Source organism: Gemmatimonadaceae bacterium (assembly GCA_036273715.1).
Lineage (GTDB): Bacteria > Gemmatimonadota > Gemmatimonadetes > Gemmatimonadales > Gemmatimonadaceae > JADGGM01.
Window position 1 is genome coordinate 1 of sequence record DASUHB010000041.1, and the last position, 17,725, is coordinate 17,725.

General features: G+C 67.0%; 13 protein-coding genes. 2 read left to right on the forward strand and 11 right to left on the reverse strand.

The genetic code is table 11. From position 1 onward, the window contains the following. Nucleotides 1–107: 107 nt before the first annotated feature. Nucleotides 108–1,943, reverse strand: a complete 1,836-nt coding sequence (gene typA / locus VFW04_09835) for a translational GTPase TypA (GenBank protein ID HEX5179620.1) — start codon at nucleotides 1,941–1,943, stop codon at nucleotides 108–110. Nucleotides 1,944–2,091: 148 nt separating this feature from the next. Between typA and VFW04_09840 the strand changes: the two genes are divergently transcribed. Continuing rightward, the gene (locus VFW04_09840) at nucleotides 2,092–2,508 is read left to right on the forward strand and encodes a hypothetical protein (protein ID HEX5179621.1); all 417 of its coding nucleotides are present in this window, start codon (nucleotides 2,092–2,094) and stop codon (nucleotides 2,506–2,508) included. 85 nt (nucleotides 2,509–2,593) lie between these two features. Here VFW04_09840 and VFW04_09845 read toward each other — a convergent pair whose 3' ends face one another. From VFW04_09845 to VFW04_09890, 10 genes are all read right to left on the reverse strand, one after another. Further along, the gene (locus VFW04_09845; protein HEX5179622.1) at nucleotides 2,594–4,237 is read right to left on the reverse strand and encodes a type IV pilus twitching motility protein PilT; all 1,644 of its coding nucleotides are present in this window, start codon (nucleotides 4,235–4,237) and stop codon (nucleotides 2,594–2,596) included. A gap of 1 nt (nucleotide 4,238) precedes the next feature. Next, entirely contained in the window at nucleotides 4,239–4,784 is a 546-nt protein-coding gene (locus tag VFW04_09850) for a hypothetical protein (GenBank protein ID HEX5179623.1), read from the reverse strand. A gap of 14 nt (nucleotides 4,785–4,798) precedes the next feature. After that, nucleotides 4,799–5,644: a cation diffusion facilitator family transporter gene (locus VFW04_09855; protein ID HEX5179624.1), complete on the reverse strand. Its 846-nt coding sequence runs from the start codon at nucleotides 5,642–5,644 to the stop codon at nucleotides 4,799–4,801. A gap of 155 nt (nucleotides 5,645–5,799) precedes the next feature. Further along, nucleotides 5,800–6,693, reverse strand: a complete 894-nt coding sequence (gene pdxA / locus VFW04_09860) for a 4-hydroxythreonine-4-phosphate dehydrogenase PdxA (protein ID HEX5179625.1) — start codon at nucleotides 6,691–6,693, stop codon at nucleotides 5,800–5,802. After that, nucleotides 6,690–6,956, reverse strand: coding sequence for a S4 domain-containing protein (locus VFW04_09865; GenBank protein ID HEX5179626.1), 267 nt, complete (start codon nucleotides 6,954–6,956; stop codon nucleotides 6,690–6,692). The genes pdxA and VFW04_09865 overlap by 4 nt, the downstream gene beginning before the upstream one ends. Nucleotides 6,957–6,965: 9 nt before the next feature. Beyond that, nucleotides 6,966–8,468 carry a peptidylprolyl isomerase gene (locus VFW04_09870; protein HEX5179627.1) on the reverse strand — a complete coding sequence of 501 codons (1,503 nt, stop codon included), beginning with the start codon at nucleotides 8,466–8,468 and terminating at the stop codon, nucleotides 6,966–6,968. A gap of 42 nt (nucleotides 8,469–8,510) precedes the next feature. After that, nucleotides 8,511–9,929 (reverse strand): peptidylprolyl isomerase, encoded by a 1,419-nt coding sequence (locus VFW04_09875; GenBank protein ID HEX5179628.1) that lies wholly within the window; start codon nucleotides 9,927–9,929, stop codon nucleotides 8,511–8,513. Nucleotides 9,930–10,146: 217 nt separating this feature from the next. Further along, nucleotides 10,147–13,458: a transcription-repair coupling factor gene (gene mfd, locus VFW04_09880; GenBank protein HEX5179629.1), complete on the reverse strand. Its 3,312-nt coding sequence runs from the start codon at nucleotides 13,456–13,458 to the stop codon at nucleotides 10,147–10,149. Further along, nucleotides 13,458–15,278, reverse strand: a complete 1,821-nt coding sequence (locus VFW04_09885) for a BatA domain-containing protein (GenBank protein HEX5179630.1) — start codon at nucleotides 15,276–15,278, stop codon at nucleotides 13,458–13,460. Before VFW04_09885 ends, mfd begins: the two co-directional genes overlap by 1 nt. Beyond that, nucleotides 15,275–16,177, reverse strand: coding sequence for a DUF58 domain-containing protein (locus VFW04_09890; GenBank protein HEX5179631.1), 903 nt, complete (start codon nucleotides 16,175–16,177; stop codon nucleotides 15,275–15,277). The genes VFW04_09885 and VFW04_09890 overlap by 4 nt, the downstream gene beginning before the upstream one ends. Before the next feature lie 115 nt (nucleotides 16,178–16,292). On the opposite strand from VFW04_09890, the gene lepA reads away from it, so the two are divergent. Next, nucleotides 16,293–17,725, forward strand: a 1,433-nt coding sequence (gene lepA / locus VFW04_09895) for a translation elongation factor 4 (protein HEX5179632.1), incomplete at its 3' end; no start/stop codon positions are given.

Sequence of the window (17,725 nt, forward strand, 5' to 3'; positions counted from 1 at the left end):
TCGTCCAGCGCGTCCTCGTCGAGGTCGTCGTTGTTGCGCCCGCGGAATTGCGCCGCGTCCAACGACTCGAACTCGTCCAACATGACCCGGATCTCCGTGAGGGTGAACTACAGAGAGGCGCGTTCGCGCTTCTCTTGTCGCGACAACTTTTTTCTATCGTTCGCGCTCAGATATCGTTTGCGCAACCGAATCGAAGACGGCGTGACCTCGATCAACTCGTCTTCCTCGATGTACTCCAACCCGCCTTCCAAAGTCAACTCCCGCGGCGCCTCGAGCTGAATGTTCTCGTCGCTTGCCGTGGTGCGCATGTTCGTCAACTTCTTTTCCTTCGTCGGATTCACGTCCATGTCACCCGGTCGTGAATTTTCTCCAACGATCATGCCCTCGTACACCGCGGTGCCCGGACCGATGAACAACGTGGACCGCTCCTGAAGATTGAACAGCCCGAACGCGACCGCTACCCCGCCCTCCATGGACACCAACACACCGCGGTTCCGCCCCGAGAGCGGACCCGCCCATTGACCGTATTCGAGAAAGCGATGATGCAGGATCCCCGTTCCACGCGTATCAGTAAGAAATTCCGAGCGGTACCCAAATAATCCGCGCGCTGGAATCCGATACACCAAGCGCACCAATCCTTGTCCCGGATTTTTCATTTCCAGCATCTCCGCGCGACGCGGACCCAGCTTCTCGATCACCGCGCCCAGAAACTCTTCGGGCACGTCAATGCTCAGCTCTTCATACGGCTCCAGTCGCTCCCCGTTTGGACCGCGCCGCGTGATCACGCGCGGACGCGATACCTGAAACTCGTACCCTTCCCGACGCATCGTTTCCATGAGAATCGAGAGGTGTAACTCGCCGCGTCCGCTCACCGTCCACGTGTCCGTGTTGTCGGTGTCTTCGACGCGCAGTGCGACATTCCGCTCCAATTCCTTGTACAGCCGCTCGCGCACTTGCCGCGATGTGACAAACCGTCCCTCCTTGCCGGCGAACGGAGAATTGTTCACGATGAAGTCGACGGAAATCGTCGGTTCTTCCACCGCGATACCCGCGAGGCGGTCCGGATGCTCCACGTCGGTCACCGTAAGGCCGATCTCGACCCCTTCCAGTCCCGCGAGCGCAACGATCTCTCCCGTCGGGGCCGCCGGCAGCTCGACGCGCTCCAGTCCCTCGAATCCGAAGAGCTTGGTCACACGCGCGCGCTCCGCAGGACGCGACGGCTCCAACGGCAGCAACGCCACTTCGTCGCCTACGCGTACCGTCCCTCGTTCGATGCGCCCGATACCCAATCGGCCGAGGTAGGGCGAATGATCGATGGTCGAGATGAGCATCTGGAACGGCCCCTGCGAGTCCTCAGGAGGAGCGGGCACGTGCGACACGATGGACTCGAAGAGTGGGGTGAGGTCGGAACCGGGAACGTCGATGTCCATCGTGGCCGTGCCCAATCGCGCCGACGCATACACGACCGGCGCATCGAGTTGCGCGTCGTCCGCCTCAAGCTCGATGAACAGGTCGAGCACTTCGTCGTGCACGCGCAAAGGATCCGCACCGGGGCGATCGATCTTGTTGATGACCACGATCGGCGTTCGGCCGAGCGCGAGCGCCTTGCGGAGGACGAAACGGGTCTGCGGCATTGGACCGTCGAACGCGTCCACCACGAGGAGGACGCCGTCCACCATTCTTAGAATTCTCTCGACTTCACCGCCGAAATCGGCGTGACCCGGCGTATCGACGATATTGATCTTGACGTCTCGCCACCGGACGGAAGTATTCTTGGCAAGGATGGTGATGCCACGTTCTCTTTCCAGCGGATTCGAGTCCAGCACGCGCTCCTGGACGACCTGGTTCTCGCGGAACGCTCCCGCCTGGCGCAGCATCTTGTCGACCAGTGTGGTTTTGCCGTGGTCGACGTGAGCAATGATGGCAATGTTACGAATGAGCATAGCCTTTAACTATATCCGACCCGAGTGGCGCGAAAAAGTCGCGCGGCGTCGAGTTGTAGTGGTGCGCGTGCACGAGACGCGTGGTGTGCGGTGCGTCCTACGTGCGCGGCGTGTTTGGCGATCGGCCGACCTCTTCCAAGGAGGACCAATGGAGCAGAACGACGCCAAAGAAAACGAGTATCCCCGCGGGCGCGGCTACGGCAACGACTATATGCGTGGCGGCGAGGTATTCGGAGGCTACGGATACCAGGAGCGCGACGAATATGTCCGCCCGCGGGGATCGTCGGGAGATGCTGACGGAGCGTTACCGATCGACGGGCTCCCACTGGGAGATGGCGACGCATTTCCGCAGGACGAGCGCGCGGGTGGATGGGACGTGCCGCAGGACGTTGCGGCGACGTTGCATCCCGACGGCGCGTCCGGCGACGGCGCGGCGATCGATCCCAGCAATCCGCCGGTGCCGCAGATCGAGCACACCTTCGGCGACACGGGTGGGAATCGGATGCACTCAAAGAGCTACTACGTCACGCAGGCGCAGTTGCAGCAGAGGATCTTGAAGACGTAGTCAGCGAAGCGCGGCGCGAGCAGTACGCGCCGCTGGGAAAAGAGCAATGCTTCCCGACGCCGCGCGCTCTGCGCGCGGCTCTCCTCTACCGGCCCGCGTTCGCGGGCCGCGTGCTCGGCGCTTTCAATCCGCCTTCGGCTTTCACGGCCGTCGTGCTTCCGGTGCCGCCGCTCGCGGCGGCGCTGAGATCGCCTTCGAGGAAACTCGTGTTATGGTTGCGCGCCTTGAGCATGCCGGCAAAGCCCTGCTTGTCGCTTGCCTTCACGTATGCTTCGCGCGGCTCCACGAGCCCGTTATCCACCAGGTCGATCAGCGCGTCGTTGAGCGTCACCATGCCTAACCGCTTCGATGTCTGCAGGATCGACGGGATCTGGAAGGTCTTGCCTTCGCGGATCAGATTCGAAATCGCCGGAATCGTGAGCAGCACTTCGCGCGCTGCCACGCGGCCGCCGCCGATTTTCTTGCAGAGCACCTGCGAGATTACGCCGCGCAGCGACTCGGAGAGCATCACGCGGATCTGGGCCTGACGGTCGGGCGGGAACTGGTCGATGAGTCGGTCGACCGTACTGACGGCGCTCGTCGTGTGCAGCGTGCCGAACACGAGGTGTCCGGTCTCCGCGGTCTCGATCGCGATCGACACCGTCTCCAGATCGCGCAGCTCGCCGACGAGGATGATGTCCGGGTCTTCACGCAGCGCCGCGCGCAGGGCGTGCTTGAACGACTGCGTGTGCAGACCAACCTGGCGCTGTGTGATGATGCACTGCTTGTTCTGGTGCACGAACTCGATCGGGTCTTCGATCGTGACCACGTGGTCGCTGCGCGTGCTGTTCACCAGGTCGATGAGCGCGCAGAGCGTGGTCGACTTGCCGGATCCGGTCGGGCCCGTGACCAGCACGAGGCCGCGCGGGAGGTGGGCCAGGCGCTGCACTTCTTCCGTTAGGCCGAGCTCGTCCGCGCTGACGACGCGCGCAGGAATCACGCGGAACACGGCGGCGGCGCCGCGGCGGTCGCGCAGCGCGTTGCAACGGAAGCGCGCCAGCCCTGAAATCTCGTACGCGAAATCCGTGTCGCTGATGCTCTCGTATTCGCGGCGGTTCCGATCCGGCATGAGCGCGAGCATCATCGCTTCGAGCGTCGCGTTGTCGAGCGGTGCGCGGCCTTCGATGCGCGACATCTCGCCGTGGAGACGCAGAATGGGCGGCTCGCTCACGCGCAGGTGCAGGTCCGACGCGCCGCGGGACACGAGCTGCTCGAGCAGCCAGTGGATCTCGCGGTTGATTTCATCAGACACTCGGGGCGCGGACTCGTGCTCGTCCACCGAAATCGCCGGACCGCTCGGACGCGGCTCCGCGCTCTCGGCCGCACGAGCGGCAACCGGTTCGCTCGGCGCTTCCGTTGGGCGAGCGGCCGGAGCAGCGGCGGGCTCCTTCGCCTGCGGACGGATCTCCACCGATTGTCCCGTTGGGCCGGCAACGATGGACACGGTGTACGCGACGGCGTCGTACGTGTACGTGAACGACGCCTCGCCGCCCGCGCCGACCGCGTCGCGCGCCTCGGATGGGGCGACCTCGAGCAGCACCGAGCGAAGCTGCGCGCCCCGCAGCGGTTGCTTGGTCACGGGTCGCGCGACGTTGGCGATGGTCATCCGCGCGACGTCGTCTGCCGCCAGCGTCAGCACGTCGGCGTGGCTGGTGACCATCGCGGCGAGGAACCGATCCAGATAAGCCATGTCAGTCCAGCGGACGTACACATTCGATCATCGTGCGATTCACGAGGCGCACGCCCTGATCGGTGTACAGCGTGAGGAAGGTCTGCTCGCAGTCGTTCAGATAATCGAGCAGGCGCGGGCGATCGGCTCGGACCTCGAGTCGCATGGAGCCGAAGTGCGTGATGCCGCCGGCGAGCGTGATCTGCAACAGCGACATCGGAGCCGAGGCGCGGATCTCATCCGAATCATCGGCTAACGGCAGCCCGGCAACTTCGATGATGCGCGCCTTGCACATGAGGAGGACTTCACCGTCCGCCAACTCGAGCGGGAAGAACGCATCCCGGTCGTTGAACACCGCGGCCGGATCGAGCTGTCCGGAATGGCCTAACAGCGGAGCCGGCACGAAGATCCGCCCCTCCACCACCTCGCCACCAATCAGCGTCAGGGTCACATCCAGACGCTCTTTCGCGATGCGATATGTGTCCACGGCGGAGATCAAGACGGGCCCGGGCGCTCCGGGGAGCAGTGAGAGGACGATGAGAGACGCGTCACCGCGAGCGGGAGTCACGCTGGAACTCCCGGCTACGCGTGCAGATGCAGCTCCCGCTCGTACATCTCCTGCTGTTCGATCTGGACCGTCACGTGCTGGATGCCGAACAACCGCATGGCGTCCAGGACGTGCTCCAGCACGTGCTGGTGCCGCTCCGGCTCGCGCACAATGGCGTGCGTGCTCATGGCGATCACGCCGGATGTCACCGTCCAGACGTGCAGATCGTGCACGGCCTCGATGCCCGGAATGGCCTCGAGCTGCGCGCGCACCGCGCCCAACGAGATGTGCGAGGGCGTCGACTCCAGCATCACATCGATAGATTCCCGGACGAGCGCCCAGGCGCTGCGCAGAATCAACAACGAGACGATGATCGACGCGATCGGATCGGCGAGCCGCCATTCCGTGATGCGGATAATGAGTGCGGCGGCCACCGTGCCGACCGATCCCAGCAGGTCGCCAAGAATATGGAGGTACGCGCCGCGCAGGTTGAGGCTCGACTCGCTCGCCGGGTGCAGGGTGCGCGCGGAGAGCATGTTGGCCACGAGCCCCACGAGCGCGATGATGAGCATGAGCCCGCCTGCCACCGGCTCCGGTTGTCGGATGCGCGTCACCGCCTCCCACACGATGAGCGCCGAAATCACGAGCAGTGCGCCGCCGTTGAGAAACGCGGCGAAGATCTCGAGGCGCAGATAGCCGTAGGTGCGCTTGGGGGTCTCCGGCCGGCGGCTGAACCAGGTGACGAACAGCGTTAGGCCGAGGGCCGCGACGTCGGTGAGCATGTGGCCGGCGTCGGCCAGCAGCGTGAGCGAGTTGGCCGCGAAACCACCGACGAGCTCGGCGATGAGGACGAGAAGCGTGATCGCCAGCGCGACGCGCAAGCGCCGTGCGTGGCCCGAATTCTCCAGCGGTCCATGAATGTGACCGGGTCCGTGACCATGTCCGTGATCGTGGGCATGGTCATGTCCCGAGGAATGGGCGTGCGCTGGAGGCATGGTGGCGCTGAGAATACGCGGCGCGAGCGGCGCCGGATAGGTCAGCGGCCGGCGAGCACGCGCGCGATGCGCGCACACTCGAACACCGCGGCGATGAAGCTCGATGGGTCCGCCAGCCCGCGGCCGGCGATGTCCAACGCAGTGCCGTGGTCGGGCGACGTGCGCGGAAACGGAAGTCCGAGCGTCACGTTCACCGCGCTGCCGAACGACGCCACTTTGATGGCCGTCATGCCCACGTCGTGATATGGGGCGATGACTGCATCGAATTCGCCGCGAATCGCGCGCACGAACACGGTGTCGGCCGGGAACGGACCCGCGAGACCGGCCGAGCGTGCGGCCGGCGCGAGCAGCTCATCGTCTTCGCGGCCGAACCGGCCGCCGTCGCCCGCGTGTGGGTTGAGGGCGCACAATGCAATGCGTGGGGCGGCAAGCCCGTACCATTCCTGCAGGCCGCGACGCGTCACGCCGGCTACCTCGACGATCGAGTCTCGCGTGAGCGCGCGCGTCACCTCGCGCAGCGGAATGTGTGTGGTCGCGAGCACGACGCGCAGCCGGTCTGATGCGAGCATCATCGCGACGCGCGAACCGGTGAGGTGTGCGAGCAGCTCGGTGTGCCCGGGATAATCGAAGCCGCCGGCGAGCAGCGCGCCCTTGTCGATCGGCGCGGTGACGATGCCGTGGACCGCGCCGTCGGCGGCGAGGGCAACGGCGCGCTCGATGGCGAGTCCGGCCAACGAGCCGGCGAGCGCGGCGCCGGCGCCTGGTATCCACTCGCCCACCGCTTCCTGCACCGTTAGGCCGGCGCCGCTCGGACCGACCAGGACCAGCTCGGCCACGGCGAGCACGGCGGCATCGCGCGCGGCCCGTTCGACGATCTCGGGACCGATCCCGCGCGGATCGCCGAGCGTGACCGCGAGACGCACGCGGCTGCTCACGACGCACCGCCGGACGTGCGCTCGTCCCGCAGCACGCGATAGAGACTCCTGGCCTGCGCGCGACTAACGTTAGTCCCGATCTCGCCCGTGAGCTCGATGCCGAGTGACCGGTCGGCGTACTCGATGCCGATGCGGTCGCCGGCGCGCACTTCGGTGGACGCTTTGGCGCGCACGCCGTTCACCGTCACCGCGCCGACGTCACACGCTTCCTTGCCCTCGCTTCTGCTGCGCACGAGCAGCAATCGTTTCAGCGCGAGGTCCACGCGCACCGCTCAGGGCACGTTGAGCACGGCGACGTACGTATCCTTCCGCAGCGAATCGAGATAGTGGCGGATCGCCTTCTGCTGCGACAGCTGGTCGCGGATGCGTTCGCGATAGTCGGCCAGCGTCGGTTCGCGCGCGCCGCTGATGGACGTCAACTCGATAATGAAGAACTTCGGCACCCCGCGCGTCTTGTCCATGATCGTGAACGGATCGAGAATGTCGCCCTTTTTGTGCCCCGCGATCGCCATCTGGTACTCCTTGGGCAGCGACGCCTGCGGGAACGGATCGGGCATCAACTTCTCTTCCGACACATCATGGTACTTGGCGGCAAGGCTGTCGTACGACGCGCCATGTCTCCACAACTCGGTCACGCTGTCCGCGAGCTTGCGCGCACGCGCGATGTCGGCCGAGTCGATCTTCGGACGAATGAGGATCTGGCTTCCGCGCACTTCGGCCGGCTGCACGCGATCGATCTTGATGATGTGATACCCGAACACCGTCTTGATGATCGGACTCACCTGGCCCGGCGGCAGGGCGAAGTACATCGCATCGAAGTTAGGCACGAACTCCCCGCGCCGGTGCCAGCCCAGATCCCCGCCCTGGTCCTTCGTGGAGAGGTCCATCGATTCGCGCTTGGCGATCTGCGCGAAGTCGGCTCCCTTGCGGATCTCCGTCAAGAGCGAGTCTGCCTTGAGCAGCGCCGCCGAATCTTCTTTCGGACTCGGCTGCGGCGAAATCACGATCTGTCGATACGTGACGGTGGCCGGCAGCTTCTGGATCTGTCCTTTGGTCGCCTGGAACATCGAGTCGACCTCGACCTCCGAGACCGGCACGCTCGTGAGTTTCCCGTCACTGCGCAGCTTTTCGAACAACTTCTGCTGCAGCGTTTCACGCCGCGCTTTGTCGAGCAGGAAACGGCGGAACTCATCGGGGGTGGCGAAGCCCGACAACTTCAGCTGCTGCCGGAACTCGGCGTCGCTCGAAAAGCGTCCACGGATTTGCTGGAACCGTTGATCGACCTCGGTGGCAAGGTCGTTGTCGGAGACGTCGATCTTTTCGACGTGTGCCTCCTGAACGAGCAGCTCTTCGTCGATGATCTGCGACAGCACGTCGTGGATCATGTGCGCCTCTCCCGCCGAATCGGTGGGAAGCTGCCCGCCCTGCGCCCGGATCGCATTGATCGCGTCTTCGATGTCGCTCCGCAGAATCGGCTGATCGCCGACCACGGCCACGACGCCATCGATCGGAATCATGGTCCCGGGCGCGGGCATCTCGGGCTGCGCAGGCAACGGCGCTGTGCCTGGCGTCTCGGGCATCGTCAACTTCGGCGCGACCAACGTATCGCTTCTGGCAGCGGAGTCGACGACCGCCGATGAGTCGCGCGCCGTGGTGTCGCGTGCGGTCGTCGTGTCGCGCGCGGTGGTATCGCGCTTGGACGTGGAGTCCTGCGCCGTGACTGGCGCAGAACCCACGAGCAGGGCCGCTGCGAGCGCGGCTGTGAGACGCAACATGGTCATTCCCGTGCTACCCGCAGTGCGGGATACAAAGTTCCATTACGGCTTTTTTGCGCCGCTGTCGGGCTTGGTGGGCGCCGGCGGGGCGCCGAGCGGGACTTCGGACGGCGGCCGGTTCTTGGCGCGCACGGAGTCCTGTTTTGCCTTTTCCTTGTTCGCCTGGTCGGTCGCGCTCTGCAGCGCCGCGTCGTTCACTTTCCAGGCGTACTTGGCCCGGAGCAGCTGTTCGATCGGAGGCGGCACCGCGATGTACGACGCCTGCTGCGTCATGAGCTTGTCCAGATATTGATCCGCGCGCGTCGCCGCGATGCGCTCGCGTTCGGCGGCGGTCTTGCCGCTGTCGGCGAGCGACTTCGGCGCGACGCCTAACCGATCCCAGAGGCTGCTCACCGCCTGCGAGAAGCGCGCATGCAGCTCGGCGAGGTCGGTGGAGTCGAGTTGCACGTTGGCACTGTCCGCCTCGTGCAGCACGAGCTCGTTGCGCTCGATGTTCTTGATGAAGGCGGTCACCTGGCTATCGGGCGCCTGCTTGAGGCCCATCTCGATCTGGGACTTCTGCGGATACGCGTCGACCCACTTGACGAGCCTGCCTAACGTGAGCGGGCCCGCGGTGGACGTGGCGAGCACGGCGTCGTCGTTGGCGTGCGCGTCGAGATCCTTGGACGCATCCCGCAGCACGCTGAGCGCGTTGTCGCGCACTTTCACATCGCCATTCGTCTCGAGCCCGACGATCCACAAGCTGTCGGCGTGCCGCACCGCATCCTGGTTGAGCTCGCGGCCGAAGTCATCTTTGACCTCGGGGAAGGTCGAGCGGCGAATGATGTGATAGCCGAACTGCGTCTCGACGACGGGCGAGATCTCGCCCGGCTTGAGCGCGAGCACCGCGTCCTCGAACTGCTTGACCATCATGCCCTTCGGGAAGAGGCCCAGGTTCCCGCCTCGAGCGGCCGAGCTCGGGTCCTGGCTATTCTTCCGGGCGAGGTCGGCGAAGTTCTGATCTGTAACCTGACGCCGTAGCGCCTCCGCCTTCTTGTGCACCGAATCCTTGATCGCCTGGCTCGCGCCCGGCGGCACGGTGAGCAGGATGTGGCTGGCCGCGAGCATCTCACCCTGCGCGTAGCGTTGGGCAAGATTCGTCGTGTCCATGCCGCTGTAGGTCTTGGAGTGCTGCTCGTGCCACTTGCTCATGCGCTCCTGCGCGATCACCGACCAGAGCGCCTGGTCGACCAGCTTGGGATCGGTGAGCGAATCCTGGTGCGCCGCGGCATCGGCCAGGAGCTGGTAGTCCACCCAGAGATTGGTGATCGTGCTGGCAATCTCGTGGTTGGCCGGCACCTTCGCCTGCGCGAGCAGCGAACCCAGCCGTTGGACGGACAGCTCGCGGGTGCCAGCCTTGGCGGCAACGTCCACGTGCGCGGTCATGGCGTCCTTGAACCCCTCGCAGGCGATGAGGGCCATGGCAACGCAAGCGAGCGGTAAGAATCTGAGTTTCATCGGAGAAGAGAATGAGTGTTGGACGTGCCGAGGAGCGTACGATCGAGTGAGAGTATGCGGCGTCCGAAGTTCACAGGCGGCTGGACAAAGAAACAGCGTGAGCGGAGCGCCTAACTACCCCCTCTCACGCCGGGCCCGTCGGCGATCGCCGCAGCGATCGCGTCCCCCGCTACACCGCAGGTTATACCGTTGTCAGACTCTTTAGTGCGGTCACGAGTCCGGATAACAAATCGCCGCCGCCCAGCCGAGAAATCTTGAGGGACAGCGGTTGCGTACGCCGCACTTCGGCCTGGAATTGCACTTCGCGAAACGCCGCCGTCAGCCCTTTGAGGCGCGGCATCGCATCAGCCCGAAAAGTAACACGCGCTTCGTCGCCGCGCACCAGTATGCCTTCGATGCCGAGGCGCCCGCCCACAATTCGGAGCAGCGCGCTGGCCAGGAAGGCGGTCGCGGGCGTGGGCAGCGGGCCGAACCGGTCGCGCAACTCGGCCCTGAGCGCCTCGACCTCGGCGGCTTCGGTCATCTGCGCCAGGCGCCGGTACACGTCGAGCTTCGCTTCCGGCATAGGGACGTAGTCATCGGGCAGATAGCTGCCCACGTCCATCGAGACGTCGGCCGGCAAGAGCTTGGGGCCACCGTCGCCGCGCACGAGGTGTTTCACCGTCTCATCGAGCATCCGAAGATACATCTCGAAGCCCACTGCCTGTGCGAAGCCCGACTGCTCCGGGCCGAGGAGATTGCCCGCGCCGCGCATCTCGAGATCCTTGAGCGCGATCTGATATCCCGCGCCGAGCTCCGTGTGATGCTCGAGCACTTGCAGACGACGCTCGGCCTCCGGATCCACGTTGTCGGGGACCAGCAGATAGCAGTAGGCCCGCCGGTGCGAGCGCCCAACGCGGCCGCGCAGCTGATACAGTTGGGCGAGCCCGAAGTGATCGGCGCGATTCACGAACATCGTATTGGCATTCGATACATCGAGGCCGGACTCGACGATCATCGTCGAGACGAGCACGTCCACCTCGCCCGACACGAAGCGGCGCATCACGTCCTCGAGATCGCGCTCGCGCATCTGGCCGTGCGCAACCGCGACGCGCGCGCGGGGCACGAGGCGCTGCACGTGGTCCGCCACACCCTGGATGGTCTCGATGCGATTGTGGACGAAGAAGACCTGTCCGCCGCGGTCGATCTCGCGCGCGATGCCTTCCTCGATCAGGCCATCATCCCAGGGCTCGACGAACGTGAGCACCGGCGACCGGTCGCGCGGAGCCGTTTGCATGAGCGTGACGTCGCGCAGGCCGGCGAGCGATTGATGCAGCGTGCGCGGAATCGGCGTGGCGGTGAGCGTGAGGACATCGGTCTCGAGCTTGAGCTGTTTGAGGCGCTCCTTGTGCTTCACGCCGAAGCGGTGCTCCTCATCGATCACGAGCAGTCCGAGGTCCTTGAATGACACATCGGGGCTGAGCAGCCGGTGCGTGCCGATGACGATGTCGACCTTGCCTTCTCCTAACGCAGCCAGCACCGAGGCCTGCTGTTTGGGCGTCTGGAAGCGGCTCAGCGTTTCGACGCGGATCGGAAAGTCGGCGAGCCGCTCGCTGAACGTGCGCCCGTGCTGCTCGGCGAGAATCGTGGTGGGAACGAGCACCGCCGCTTGCCGCGCCGACTGCACCGCCTTGAACGCCGCGCGCACTGCGACCTCGGTTTTCCCGTACCCGACGTCGCCGACGAGCAGGCGATCCATCGGGCGCGGGCTCTCCATGTCGCGCTTCACCTGGTCGGTGGCCGTGCGCTGATCGGGGGTGTCCTCGAACAGGAACGACGATTCGAGCTGGCGCTGCCACGAGTTGTCGGGCATGGCGCTTTGCTTGGTGGCGGTGCGGCGCCGCGCGTAGAGATCGAGCAGCTCCATCGCCATTTCCTGCAGCGCCGCACGGGTGCGGTCGCGCTGCTGCGCCCAGCGCCTGCCGCCTAACTTGTGCAGCCGCGGCGGCGTCGCGTCGCCGCCCGCATCGCTCGAGCGGTAGCGCTCGATCTGATCGATGCGATAGAGCGGCACGTTGAGCCGGTCGCCGCCCTCGTACTCGATGACGGCCGCCTCGATGGTGCTCTCTTTCACGAACACCTGTTCGATGCCGCGATAGATGCCGATGCCGTGTTCGAGGTGCACGACGTAGTCGCCGGGCTTGAGGCCGTTGAGCGTCTCGAGTGGTGCACCGGTGGCGTAGCGGCGTTGGCGGCGGATGCGGCGCTCGCGCCGGAAGATTTCGTGGTCCGTTAGGACGCGAAGCCCTTCCGCGTGTCCCGATGGCGGGATGACGAAGCCGCCGTGGATGACGCCCACCGCGAGCGCGGCGCCGCTGGCTGTCCACCCGGCTTCGTCGAGCAGTTCCTCGAGACGCTCGGCCTGGCCGATGTTGTCGCAGAGGATGACGGTGGGCGTGCCATCGTCGACGATGCGGCGGAGCCGTTTGATGTCGCGATCCACCCCTTCCGGCGGCCGGATGGTGAACAGCAGATCGGGTTCGTTAGGCGCGGCCTCGCCGGCGGATGCCGTGGCCACGAGCGACAGTACGCCGAGGCGCGCCATGGAGGCGGCGGCATCGTCGGGCGGCTGGAACAATGCGTCGCGCGACGGCGCGTCTTCGCCGCGGCGTCGGGCCAGCTCGATGTGGTGCCGCGCCTCTTCCCACGTGCGGCGCATCTCGGCCTCGACGTGCGCGTGGGCCGGCACCACCAGCACGGTGTCGGGCGGCACCAGATCGAGCAGCGAGCCGCGCTGTGCCGACTCGGCGCTCTCGCTCGGGCGCGCGTCGACGGGCAGCACGAGCGCCACCTCGGCATCGCGCGTCGAGCGCTGCGTCAGAATGTCGAAGTGGCGGAGCGAGCTGATCTCGTCGCCCCAGAACTCGAGGCGCACGGGGTTGGCCATGCCGAAGCTGTAGATGTCGACGATGCCGCCGCGCACGCTGAATTGCGCGACGTCGTCCACGAGATCGACGCGCTCGAATCCCACATTTTCCAGGTGGTGGACGAGGTCCGCGAGGCGCCGCACGTCGCCGACGTGCAGCTCGAGGCGCGCCGAACGAACGACGTCGGGCAGGCGCGTGCGTTCGAGCACGGCGCGTGCGGTCGTAATGAGCGTGCGCACGCCGCCGCGCGCGACGCGCTCGAGCGTCTCGACGCGTTCTCCGGCCACCTCGAGGTGCGGCTCGACCTCGCCGAACCCTTCGCGGGGCGGGTAGAGCGCGGTTGCTTCGTCGTCCTGCAGCACGGTGAGGTCGGCGAGCCAGCGTTCGGCTTCGGGCAGCGATTCAGCCACGACGACGAGGAACCGCCGCTGGCCCAACTTCCTGCCTAACGCAGCCACGAGCGCCGCGTCGCTCGACCCCGGCAGGCCGCCCACCGTGAGGCGGCTCCCCGGTGCCGGCACCGCGCCCAGGAGTTGGGCGAACCGGGGCAGCGACTCGATCGCGTCGAGCAGACGGGGCAGCGGCATCAGACGCCGGTGCGGCTGCCGCGCGCCATCGCCGACTCGGCGACGAGCGCGACGAGCGCGGCCGCGAGCAGCGGGGCGGCGAGCGGGCGGCGCGGCGCCGTCGCGAACACCGCCGTCGTGAACCGGGCGCCGTCTTCGACGGCCGTCACGTGCCGCGCCCGAAGGCGCGCCGCAAGCGCCGTTGGATCGAGCCGATGCAGATCCGATTCCGACGGCTCGGGATTCACCACCATCGCCCCCATGCGCGATCCGGCATGGAGGAAAAAGTACGCGCCGGCTCGCGCGGGGGCGGCGAGCGAATCATCGGGCAGCGGGACGCGGTCGCCATCGGGCAGCTCGAGCGCGTCGGCGCCCGTTGGGCGTACGACCATCGCGCCCGGCGTCGTCGCCAGCACCGTGCCCGCGTCGGCGCTCAACCGTTGCGACAGCACGTCGCCTAACCACGGCACGAAGGCCGCGCGCACCGGGAACGTCGTCGCGTCCGGCGTGAGCGGCGATGCAATGAGCACGTAGCCCGGACCGCTCACGATCCACGGCTCGCCCGCGGCGGTAGCGAGCGTGTCCGACCGCGCGCTGGTGCGGGGCGCGAGCGGATACCGGATCGTGGCGGTGACGTCGGCCAGGGGCACGGGCGAGCCGGCCGCGCCGCGCACGGTGGTTTCACCGTGTCGTGCCGCACCCAGCCGCCAGGGGATGCCTAACCGTTCCAGCGTCCGGTTGGCGGCGCCGAGTTTCACCGGATCGGCGGGGGCCACGAGCAGCGCCGGCAGTGCGGTGACTTCGTCGGCCGAAGCGAACGTGATGGCGCCGCCGGCGCGCGCGCGCTCCGCTTCGACGAGCGCGTCCAGCGCGCTCGAGGCGAACGGTCCGGCGGACGGCGCGATGTGCACGGCCGGCGCGGGCCCGATCCACGTCGCGAACCACCGCGCGTCGTCGCCGCGCAGCTCGTCCGGCTCGAGCTCCACCGACCCGGCGGTCCACCCGCGCTCGGACGGTTCGGCGCGCACGAGGATCGGTTCGTCGCGGGTGACGGTGCCGCGCGCCAGCGTGCGTCCCTCGAGGGTGATGCGGTAGGTGGCCGAGTCGGGGGTCATCACGCGCGCCTGCACGGCGCCGCCGGGGGTCCAGCGCACTGGCTGCGCGCGCGCGTCCACCACCGCCCGGTTAGGCGGCGCATCGGCCGCCGGCCGGTAGGCGAAGGCCGTGACCGCGCCTAACGAAACGGGCTCCGGCCACGCCGTCGCCTGGCCGTCGGTCACCACGGCCACCTCGCGCTCCGGGAGCGCGGCGCTCGCCACCACGGTGCTCGCGCGCGTCGCCGCATCTTCCATGTCACCCGCGCCGGCGAGCGCCTCGGCACGGGCGATGTCATCGAGAATGGCCGACCGTGCGCCGCCGCGCACCACGCCGTCGGCCGTGATCAGCCACACGCGGTCGTCGGGCGATGCCGCGCGCACCAGTTGCGACGCGCGCGCGCGCAGATCCTCCAGCACCGGATGACCGGCCACAATCACCGACGTGCTCATCGAATTGTCCAGTACTACGCCTAACGCGGTCGGCGCGTGTCCCGCGCCGGACACGCGCAGCACGGGCCGGGCGGCCGCCGCCGCCACGCACACCACCACCGCCATGCGCAACAGCATCAACAGCAGGTTGCGGAGCCGCAGCTTGCGGCTGTGCTCGCGCTCGGCGCGCGCCAGATACCGGACCGCCGGGAACTCGACGCGCGCGCCGATCCGGCGGCGCAACAGGTGCAGCAGCAGCGGCACCGCCGCGGCGGCCGCCGCGGCGAGCCAGAGCGGCGACAGAAAGTCGATCACGGCAGCCGCTGCCTCACGGCAAAGGCCCGCCGGAGCGGCACGCCGAACGGCGCGTCCGTCGTGACCAGCTCGTAGGCCGCGCCCACGCCGGACAGCGCGTCGCGCCATTCGCCTAACGCACGGTCCACCGTCTGCCGGTACGCCGCCCGCACGTCGGCGGACGCCGCCGGCACTTCGATGTCGCTCTCGGGATCCACGAACAGCGCGTCGCCGCGCGCCGGCAGATCGCGCTCCGCCGGATCCATCACGTGGAGCACCGCCACGTGGTGCCCCGCGTGCCGCAGCGCGCGCACGCGCGAGATCACATCGGGCGGGTCCATGAGCAGATCCGAGATGAGCACGATCATCCCGCGACGCACGATGAGCCGGCCCGCCTGCTCCAACGCCGCCGGCGCGAACGACGCGCGCCCCGCACCGGCATCATCCAGCGCCGCCACGATGCGCTGCCACTGCCCGCTGCGCACCCGCGGCGGCACCGCGCTCCGCACGGCGTCGTCGAAGCGCACCAACCCGACCGCGTCCCGCTGCCGCAGGAACAACAGCGCGATGGCCGCGGCGAGTCGTTCGGCATACGCGAGCTTCGTGAGGCGCGACTCATCGCCGCGCCACGCCATCGACCGGCTCACATCGAGCACGATGGTCGCGCGCAGATTCGTCTCTTCCTCGTACTGCTTCACCACCCACTTGTCCGCGCGCGCCGCGATCTTCCAGTCCACGTAGCGCAGCTCGTCGCCGGGGAGATACGGACGGTGCTCCGCAAACTCCACCGAGAATCCTTTGCGCGGCGACCGGTGCAACCCGGTAAGGAAGCCGTCCACGATCCAGCGCGCCACGATTTCGATGCGCCCCAGCGCCGCGATCGTGGCAGGGTCCAACAGGTCGGGACGTGTCGAAGACATGGACGTGCAACTTAGCCGTTGGTCGGCACTCGTAGGTAGCTCGCCGGGCGGTGCGGGTCCGCACCCGCCGACCGAGTATATTTCGCGTTCATTCGACCGCTCAGCTCGAGAGCCCGTGAAACAGGATCACATCCGCAATTTCTGCATCGTCGCACACATCGACCACGGCAAGTCGACGCTCGCCGACCGGTTGATCGAAGCCACGGGCACGTTGGAAAAGCGCGCGATGAAGGAGCAGGTGCTCGACACGCTCGACCTCGAGCGCGAGCGCGGCATCACCATCAAGCTCAACGCCGTGCGCATGAACTATCGCGCGAAAGATGGCCGCGCGTACGAGCTCAACCTGATCGACACGCCGGGACACGTCGACTTCACGTATGAAGTTTCGCGCTCGCTCGCCGCGTGCGAGGGCGCGATCCTCGTCGTCGACGCGTCGCAGGGCATCCAGGCGCAGACGCTGAGCAATCTCTTTCTTGCACTCGACGCCGGACTCGAAATCGTCCCGGTGCTCAACAAAATCGACCTGCCGAGTGCAGAGCCGGACCGTCGCAAACAGGAAGTGCACGACCTCATCGGCGCCGACCCGGACGACATCCTGCTGGTGAGCGCGAAGGAAGGCATCGGGATCGACGCGCTGCTCGAGCAAATCGTGCGCAAGATTCCGCCGCCGGAGGGCGATCCCGGCGCGCCATTGCGCGCCCTCATCTTCGATTCGTACTACGATCGCTATCGCGGCGCGATTCCGATGGTGCGGGTCGTCGACGGCGTCCTGCGTCCGGGGATGAACATTGCCTTCGGCGCGAGCGACGCGACCTACGAAGTCGACGAAGTCGGATACCATCAGCTCCGCCAGGTGAAGAGCGCGTCGCTCTCGCCCGGGGAAGTGGGGTACGTGGTGGCGAACGTGCGGCGCGTGCAGGAGACGCGTGTTGGCGACACCATCTTCGACGCCGCCAATCGCGCGGCCGCCGCGCTGCCCGGGTATCAGGACATCCACTCGATGGTGTTCTCGGGCCTCTATCCGACGGACGCCAACCAGTATCCGGAGCTGCGCGACGCGCTCGAGAAGCTGCAGCTCAACGACGCATCCCTCCGCTACGAGCCCGAGACGTCGACTGCGTTAGGCTTCGGCTTTCGATGCGGGTTCCTGGGCCTGCTGCACATGGAGATCGTGCAGGAGCGGCTGGAGCGCGAGTTCGATCTCGACCTCGTGACCACCGTGCCCAACGTGGAGTACCACGTGTACCGCACCACGGGCGCGATGGACGTGATCGAGAACCCGTCCACGATGCCGCACGGCTCCGAGGTGGATCGCATCGAGGAACCGTTCGTCAAGGCGCGCATCGTGGCGCCGGCCGACTACATCGGCGCGATCATGGCGTTGGGCACCGAGCGCCGCGGCGTCTACCGCAACATGAGCTACCTCGACGCCAGCCGCGTCGAGTTCGACTTCGAGTTTCCGTTAGGCGAGATCATCCTCGATTTCTACGACAAGCTCAAGACGGTGAGCCGCGGCTACGCCGGCCTCGACTACGAGATGCTCGAGTA

Excerpts from the sequence above, each read along its gene's own strand:
- mfd (HEX5179629.1), bottom strand. The coding sequence starts at position 13,458 with ATGCCGCTGCCCCGTCTGCTCGACGCGATCGAGTCGCTGCCCCGGTTC.
- VFW04_09875 (HEX5179628.1), bottom strand. The coding sequence starts at position 9,929 with ATGGCCCTCATCGCCTGCGAGGGGTTCAAGGACGCCATGACCGCGCAC.
- VFW04_09845 (HEX5179622.1), bottom strand. The coding sequence starts at position 4,237 with ATGGCTTATCTGGATCGGTTCCTCGCCGCGATGGTCACCAGCCACGCC.
- VFW04_09890 (HEX5179631.1), bottom strand. The coding sequence starts at position 16,177 with ATGTCTTCGACACGTCCCGACCTGTTGGACCCTGCCACGATCGCGGCG.
- VFW04_09870 (HEX5179627.1), bottom strand. The coding sequence starts at position 8,468 with ATGTTGCGTCTCACAGCCGCGCTCGCAGCGGCCCTGCTCGTGGGTTCT.
- typA (HEX5179620.1), bottom strand. The coding sequence starts at position 1,943 with ATGCTCATTCGTAACATTGCCATCATTGCTCACGTCGACCACGGCAAA.
- VFW04_09840 (HEX5179621.1), top strand. The coding sequence starts at position 2,092 with ATGGAGCAGAACGACGCCAAAGAAAACGAGTATCCCCGCGGGCGCGGC.